This is a genomic window from Kitasatospora sp. NPDC017646 (assembly GCF_044329365.1).
Taxonomy (GTDB): Bacteria; Actinomycetota; Actinomycetes; order Streptomycetales; family Streptomycetaceae; genus Kitasatospora.
Window position 1 is genome coordinate 41,574 of the sequence record NZ_JBIRJC010000047.1, and the last position, 7,413, is coordinate 48,986.

At 74.4% G+C, this 7,413-nt stretch carries 6 protein-coding genes; 1 reads left to right on the forward strand and 5 read right to left on the reverse strand.

The window, feature by feature from the left end; genetic code table 11:
• Positions 1-9: 9 nt before the first annotated feature.
• Positions 10-1,737, forward strand: a complete 1,728-nt coding sequence (locus ACH4J0_RS37255; protein WP_396245620.1) for an FAD-dependent monooxygenase — start codon at positions 10-12, stop codon at positions 1,735-1,737.
• Here the strand turns inward: ACH4J0_RS37255 and rny are convergent.
• The 5 genes from rny to ACH4J0_RS37280 form a co-directional block, all read right to left on the reverse strand.
• The gene (gene rny, locus ACH4J0_RS37260) at positions 1,734-3,200 is read right to left on the reverse strand and encodes a ribonuclease Y (protein WP_396245621.1); all 1,467 of its coding nucleotides are present in this window, start codon (positions 3,198-3,200) and stop codon (positions 1,734-1,736) included. The genes ACH4J0_RS37255 and rny overlap by 4 nt on opposite strands.
• 189 nt (positions 3,201-3,389) lie before the next feature.
• The gene (locus ACH4J0_RS37265) at positions 3,390-4,418 is read right to left on the reverse strand and encodes a regulatory protein RecX (protein WP_396245622.1); all 1,029 of its coding nucleotides are present in this window, start codon (positions 4,416-4,418) and stop codon (positions 3,390-3,392) included.
• A gap of 4 nt (positions 4,419-4,422) precedes the next feature.
• A complete protein-coding gene (gene recA, locus ACH4J0_RS37270; RefSeq protein WP_396245623.1) occupies positions 4,423-5,541 on the reverse strand; it encodes a recombinase RecA in 1,119 nt (372 codons plus the stop codon).
• 210 nt (positions 5,542-5,751) lie between these two features.
• Positions 5,752-6,978, reverse strand: a complete 1,227-nt coding sequence (locus ACH4J0_RS37275) for an AI-2E family transporter (protein ID WP_396245624.1) — start codon at positions 6,976-6,978, stop codon at positions 5,752-5,754.
• A 35-nt stretch (positions 6,979-7,013) separates the two neighbouring features.
• Positions 7,014-7,208: a DUF3046 domain-containing protein gene (locus tag ACH4J0_RS37280; RefSeq protein ID WP_030285284.1), complete on the reverse strand. Its 195-nt coding sequence runs from the start codon at positions 7,206-7,208 to the stop codon at positions 7,014-7,016.
• Positions 7,209-7,413: the final 205 nt, after the last annotated feature.

The following is a 7,413-nucleotide window of genomic DNA, read 5'->3' on the forward strand; positions in this document are numbered from 1 at the left end:
GGTCCCCGCATGGACCCGGTGATCGTGGTCGGGGCCGGACCGGTCGGTCTGGCCCTGGCCCTCGCGCTGGCCCGGCACGAGGTGCCGACCATCGTCCTGGACGAGGGCTCGGGGCTCTGCCCGGAGGGCCCCCGCAGCCTCGTCCTCGGCTCGGACGCCACCGCCTTCCTGACCCGGATCGGCTACTCCCGGGCCGTCTCCGACTCGGCGCTGTGGGACTCCTTCGCCATCTGGCGGCGCCGCCAGGAGGTGCTGCGGATCGACCTCACCGACGCGCCCACCTTCCACCTCCCCCAGCACCGCCTCCAGCGCGGCCTGCGCGACGCCCTGACCGGCACCCCGTTGGTCCGGCTGGTCCCGCTGAACCGGGTCGTCGAGCTCGAACAGGACCGCGACGGGGTCAGCGTCCGCACCCACGGCACCCAGGACGGCTCCACCACCTGGTGGCGCGGCAGCCACCTGGTCGGCTGCGACGGCGCCCGCTCCACCGTCCGCAAACTGCTGAGGATCCGCTTCCCCGGCCGCCCGGCCGTCGACCGCAACGCCATCGCCACCGTCCGGGTCGACCTGCCCTTCGACGGCGCCCGGCTGCACCGCGAACCCCCGTGGCGCGGCGACCGCGAGGCCACCGCCCGCCCGCTTCCGGACGGCGTCTGGCGGCTCGACTGGCGACTGCCGCCCGGCCGGCCCGCGCCCACCGAACAGGTCGACCCGCACGCCACCTGGCCCGGCATCGTCACCGGCGACACCCTGCTCACCCGGGTCACCTCCACCCTCACCGGCTGGTGCGGCGAACTCCCCCGCTACGAGCTGCTCGCCGCCGCCGACCACACCGCCCAGCAGCGCCTCGCCGCCCGCTTCCGCAGCGGCCGCTGTTTCCTGGCCGGCGACGCCGCCCACCTGCACGGCGCACTCGGCATGCAGAACCTCGCCGACGGGCTGCGCGACGCCGACAACCTCGCCTGGCGGCTCGCCCTCGCCTGGCACCTCCACTCCGGCGGCCCCCAGCCCGGCGGCTCCCTGCTGGACGGCTACGAGGCCGAACGCCGCGGCGCGGTCGGCGCCCGGCTGCGCGCCGTCGACCAGTCCATGCCCCTGCTGCGCCCGCTGCGCGGCTGGCAGCAGACCCGGCGCTCGCTGCTGGTCGGCGGCTTCCGCAAGCACGCCCCGCTGCTCGCCGACGGCCAGCTGGGCACCGGACGGTTCGGCGGCGCACCCGCCTACCCGGCGGCGCCCTCCGGAGTGCCCGGCCGGGTACCGGTGCAGCGCGGCGCGCGCGGTGTGACCTCGCTCAGCGAGCTGCTGCCCGCCACCGCACCCGGCGTGCTCGTCCCGGACCTGCCGGTGCTCGCCACCGACGGCACCCCGGACCACCTGCACGCCCGGCTCGGCGCCGCCTTCCTGCTGCTGCTGGTCGCGCCCGGCACCGCGGTCTGGTCGGCCGAGCACTGGCTCGGCGCCGGGCTGATGCCCCGGCTCGCCGAGGCCGCCGCCGCGCTGCCGGTGCCCGCCGAGGTGCTGGTCACCGAGGAGTACCCGGGCGCCGGACCGCACACCGTGCTGCTGATTCGCCCGGACGGCCACCTGGTCGGCGTCACCCAGGGCGCCGCCGCCGAGGACCTCCTGGCACTCGCCGACCGCGCCCGCGGCGGCCCGGCCCCGATCGCGGCCCCGCCCGAGCCGGAGCCCGAGCCGGAAGCGACCCCGGAGCCCCAGCAGGTGGACTCCGCGAGCTAGCCGGCGACCGCCGTGGCCCGGCTCTCCCGGACCACCGTGACCCGGATCTGGCCCGGGTAGGACAGCTCCGCCGAGACCTGCCGGGCCACCTCGCGGGCGATCAGCTCCGCACCGAGGTCGTCCACCGCGTCCGGCCGCACCATCACCCGCACCTCGCGCCCGGCCTGCATCGCGTACACCTCGGCCACCCCCGGGTGCGAGCGCGCGATCTCCTCCAGCCTGGCCAACCGCCGCACGTACAGCTCCAGCGACTCCTTGCGCGCCCCCGGCCGCCCGCCCGAGCAGGCGTCCGCGGCCTGGGTCAGCACGGCCGTCACCGTACGGGGCTCGACCTCGCCGTGGTGCGCGGCGATCGCGTGCACCACCTCGGGCGACTCCCCGTACCGCCGGGCGAAGTCCGCGCCGACCGCCGCGTGGCTGCCCCCGGCCTCGTGGGTGAGCGCCTTGCCGATGTCGTGCAGCAGCGCCGCCCGGCGCACCGGCTCCGGGTCCACCCCCAGCTCGGCAGCCATCATCCCGGCCAGGTGCGCGGACTCCAGCAGGTGCCCGAGCACGTTCTGCCCGTAGGAGGCTCGGTAGCGCAGGGAGCCCAGGGTACGGACGAGTTCGGGGTGCATCCCGCCGACCCGGGCGTCCAGCAGGGCGTCCTCGCCGGCCCGTACGCAGCGCTGCTCGACCTCCGACCGACTGCGCTCGTGGACGTGCTCGATCCGGCTCGGCTGTATCCGGCCGTCCTCGACCAGCTGTTCCAGGGTGAGCCGGGCGACCTCCCGGCGGACCGGGTCGAAGCAGGAGAGCTGCACCGAGGCGGGGGTGTCGTCGATGATCAGGTTGACGCCGGTGACCGCCTCGAAGGCGCGGATGTTGCGGCCCTCGCGGCCGATGATCCGGCCCTTCATCTCCTCGCCAGGCAGCCGGAAGACGGTGACGGCGGTCTCCGCGGTCTGCTCCGAGGCCAGCCGCTGGAGAGCCCCGGCGAGGATGTCCCGGGCCCGGCGCTCGCCCTCCTCCTTCGCCACGCGCTCGATCTCCCGGACCGTGACAGCCGCCTCCCGCCGGGCCGACTCCTCGGCCTCGCGCAGGAGTTGTGCGTGCGCCTGCTCGGCGGAGAGCCCGGCGGCGCGCTCCAGCGCCGCCGCCCGACGGGCCGCCAGCGCCTCGACCTCGCTCCGGGAGCGCTCCAACTCGGCCGAACGCTCGGCGAGTTCGTCCTCCCGGTGGCGCAGCCGGCGCAGTTCCTCGGCCAGGTCCTCCTCGCGCCGGGCGAGTTCGGCCCGCTGCCGGGCGGCCTGCTCCTCGGCCCGTCGGCGGCCCTGCTCGGCCTCCGCCAAGGCCTGCCGCTGCGCGGCCCGCAGCCGGCCGATCACCACGGCCAACGCCGCCAGCACCAGCAGGACGGCGACGCCCGCCCCGACGACCGGCACCAGGACTGCGCCCGTGTCGGTGCCCGACGAGATCCTCATCCGCCCACTCCCCCGTTCCCGCGCGGGCCGTGCCTGCGCGGGCCGTGCCTGCGCGGGCCGTGCCTGCGCGGGCCGTCACTGCGCGGGGCACGTCCGGAAGCGGCCCCGCACTGAGTGCGAGGCTAGGTGCGGGTCACGAAAGGGTCAAGACTTGCCCAGGTTCGGACCAAGAAACATGCCGGACCTCCGCTACTCCCACCCGGTCCCGGGCGGCTCACCGGACGCCTCCTCCTCCAGCACGCCGCGCACCACCCGGAAGGCCAGCCCCTCGGAGTAGCCGCGCCGGGCGAGCATCCCGACCAACCGCCGGGTGCGGACCTGCGGGTCCAGTCCCCAGGTGGACCGCAGCTTGCGCTCGACCAGCGCCCGGGCCGCGTCCGTCTCGTCGTCGTGGTCGAGCTGGGCGAGGGCCTGCTCGACCAGGTCGGCCGCCACGCCCTTGGTGCGCAGCTCCTGGGCCAGCGCCCGCCGGGACAGGCCCCGCACGGCGTGCCGGGACTCCACCCAGGCCGCGGCGAAGGCGGCGTCGTCGATCAGCCCGACCTCTTCCAGCCGGGTGAGCACCTCCTCGGCGACGTCCTCCGGGATCTCCCGCTTGCGCAGGGCATCGGCGAGCTGCTTGCGGGACTTGGCCGCGCCGGTGAGCAGCCGCAGGCAGATGTCCCGGGCGCGGTTCTCCGGATCGGCCTCCTCCTCGGCCCGCCTGCGGGAGGTACGGGCAGTGCCCGCCTCCTCGTCCGGCAGTCCCTCCTCCGAGCGCGCGCTCCGACGGCCGCGGCGCGTTCGGGCGGGCGAGGCGGCCACACCCCCGTGACCGGCCGCCTCGGCCCCGCCCGGATCCCGCTCCCCGGGCATCGCACCGTCCGTGGCCTCCGTCTCCTCGGCCAGTGCCGAGCGACGCCGACGGCGGCCGGTGGGCAGCTCGGAGGCGGAGACCAGGCCGAGTGCCTCGACCGGGGTCCCCGTCGGCTGCTCCCGGGCAGGAGTCCGGTCGAACTCCGGTTCCGGGCCGGCTTCCCACGGCCCGGACGCCCACTGCGTGGTGGTCGCGCGCTCCCGCCGCCCCCGACGGGATTGCGAGCGCGCCCGCGGCCCGCCCGCCGACGGTCGCGGATCGGGCTCGGGCTCCTCCGCGACCGCGGCGAACCAGTCCGGCGGCCCGTAGTCGTCGTCCTCGGGGCCCGCCGGGCCACCGCCCACCGTGTCGTACTGCGTCAACGGTTCAGGCCTTGGCAGCCGCCGCCGTCTTCTTCGCCGCGGCCGTCTTGGCGGCGGTCGCGGTGATCGGCTTCGCGGCTCCGTCGGCAGCGGCGGCCTCCGGCGCGGCCTCGGACGGCTCCTCGGTCTTCGGGCCGATGCCGAGCTTGCCCTTGATCTTCCGCTCGATCTCGTCGGCGAGCTGCGGGTTGTCGCGCAGGAAGTTGCGGGCGTTCTCCTTGCCCTGGCCGAGCTGGTCACCCTCGTAGGTGTACCAGGCGCCGGACTTGCGGATGAACCCGTGCTCGACGCCCATGTCGATCAGGCCGCCCTCGCGGCTGATGCCGATCCCGTAGAGGATGTCGAACTCGGCCTGCTTGAACGGCGCGGCGACCTTGTTCTTGACGACCTTGACGCGGGTGCGGTTGCCGACCGCCTCGGTACCGTCCTTCAGGGTCTCGATCCGGCGGATGTCCAGCCGGACCGAGGCGTAGAACTTCAGCGCCCGGCCACCGGTCGTGGTCTCCGGCGAGCCGAACATCACGCCGATCTTCTCGCGCAGCTGGTTGATGAAGATGGCGGTGGTGTTCGACTGGTTCAGCGCACCGGCGATCTTGCGCAGCGCCTGGCTCATCAGGCGGGCCTGCAGACCGACGTGCGAGTCGCCCATCTCACCCTCGATCTCGGCGCGCGGGACGAGGGCCGCGACCGAGTCGATGATCACCAGGTCGATCGCGCCGGAGCGGATCAGCATGTCGGTGATCTCCAGGGCCTGCTCACCGGTGTCCGGCTGGCTGACCAGCAGGGCGTCGGTGTCCACGCCGAGCTTCTTGGCGTACTCGGGGTCGAGCGCGTGCTCCGCGTCGACGAAGGCGACCGTGCCGCCGGCCCGCTGGGCGTTGGCGGCCAGGTGCAGGGTCAGAGTGGTCTTACCGGAGGACTCGGGGCCGTAGATCTCGATCACTCGGCCGCGCGGGATGCCGCCGACCCCGAGGGCGACGTCCAGGGCGGTGGACCCGGTGGAGATCACCTCGACCGGCTCGTTCGCCTTCTCACCGAGGCGCATCACCGAGCCCTTGCCGAACTGCCGCTCGATCTGGGCGAGCGCGGTCTCCAGGGCCTTCTCGCGGTCCGTACCTGCCATGGCTTTTTCCCTCGGGTTCTGTGCTGTGCGCTTCATCGTCATCGACGCTAGCGCGTCCCACTGACAAACGAGCCCCACCCGGCTCCGCCTGTGGAAAACTCCTCGCCGGAGAGTACAAAGAACAACTGTTCGATTCAAGCTTCGCAGGTCCGAACGCGCCGCGGGGCGGGTCGGCCGGGTCACTCCCCGCCGCCCGCCCCGCACCGTCCGTCACTCCCCGTCGCCGCCGACCATCCGGCGCAGCCGCCGCGCCGCCTCCCGGCGCAGCTCCCGCCGGGCCCGCCGCTGCTCGCCCCGGTCGATCCGCGGATCGGTGGCCACCTCGTACCGCCGCACGTACGTCCCGACGAAGCCCTGCAAGGTCGCCGCCGCCGGGATCGCGATCAGCGCGCCCACCGCCCCCAGCAGCGCCGCCCCCGCGATCACCGCGCCGAAGGCCACCGCTGGGTGCACGTCCACCGTCCTGGCGGTGATCCTCGGGTGCAGCACGTAGTTCTCGACCTGCTGGTAGACCACCGTGAAGACGAGCACCCACAACGCGTCCACCGGCTCCACGGTGAGGGCGACCAACACCGGCAGCGCGCCCGCCAGGTACGTCCCGATGGTCGGCACGAACTGCGACATGACGCCGACCCAGATGGCCAGCGCGGCCGAGTACGGCAGGTCGATCAGCGCGAACATCACCCAGTGCCCGGCCGCCGACACCACCGCCAGCACCGCCCGGGAGTACAGGTAGCCGCCGGTCTTGGCCAGCGCGATCTCCCAGGCCCGCAGCACCTCCGCCTGCCTTGCGGGCGGCAGCAGCGAGCACACCGTTCGCCGGACCCGCGGCCCCTCGGCGGTGAAGTAGAAGGTGAACAGCCCCACGGTGAACGTCTGGAACAGCCCGCCGATCAGCGTCGAGGAGACGCCCCAGACGTTGTCCGCGGCCTGCTGGGCGTACCCCTCGATCGTCCCGGAGTCCTTCAGCAGCCGCTTCTGCAACTCACCCAGCGAGAGGTCCTGGTGGAACGTCCGGTTGACCCAGCCGATCAGATTGTCGACCAGGTGCGGCATGTCCCCCGCGATCTTCGCCACCTGGTCCACCAACAACGTGCCGAGCGCGGCGAGGAACCCCACCACCGCGACCCCGACCGCCACGAACACCAGGAAGGTCCCCACCCCCCGGCGCACCCCTCGCGCCGCCATCCGGTCCACGGCCGGCTCCAGCGCCAACGACAGGAAGAACGCCACCAACAGCATCACGAACAGATCGATCAGCTGCCGGAAGGCCCAGTCCGCGAGCTGGAACAACCCCACCAGCACCAGGAACAACACCATCGCCCGCGGCAACCAGGGCGGCATCCCGCCCCACAACACCCCGCCACGCCCCGCCCGTTCCCCCTCGACACCCCGCACCGCCTCGCCGAGGCGCTCCCGCTCACCACTCGTAGTCACCCGGACAGTCTGACCCACCGCCCCGCGACGGCCGCTCAGCGCAGCAACGCCGAAACCCCCTGCGTCTCACACACCACCCGCCAAACGTCCTTGGCCTCCCACCCCGCCTCCAACGCCTGCCGCACCGTCCTCCCACCCAACTCACTCATCACATGATCAGACGCGAACGACTCCGCATACCCCTCCCCGAAGTGCGCATACATCCGTCGCCAGAACTCGGTCAGCCTCATGGCCCCAGTATCCCGGACCACCCCCACAGCCCCGCCTCCCATCGCGGCCACCCGGGCACCCCCTCCCTTCCCCCTCCGTGGGTGCGCGGGCAGCGCTCCGCGCGCCCACACCACCCCCCCCCCCCCCCCCCCCCCCCCCCCCCCCCCCCCCCCCCCCCCCCCCCCCCCCCCCACCCCCCCCCCCCGCGGGGGGCGCCCGCGGGGC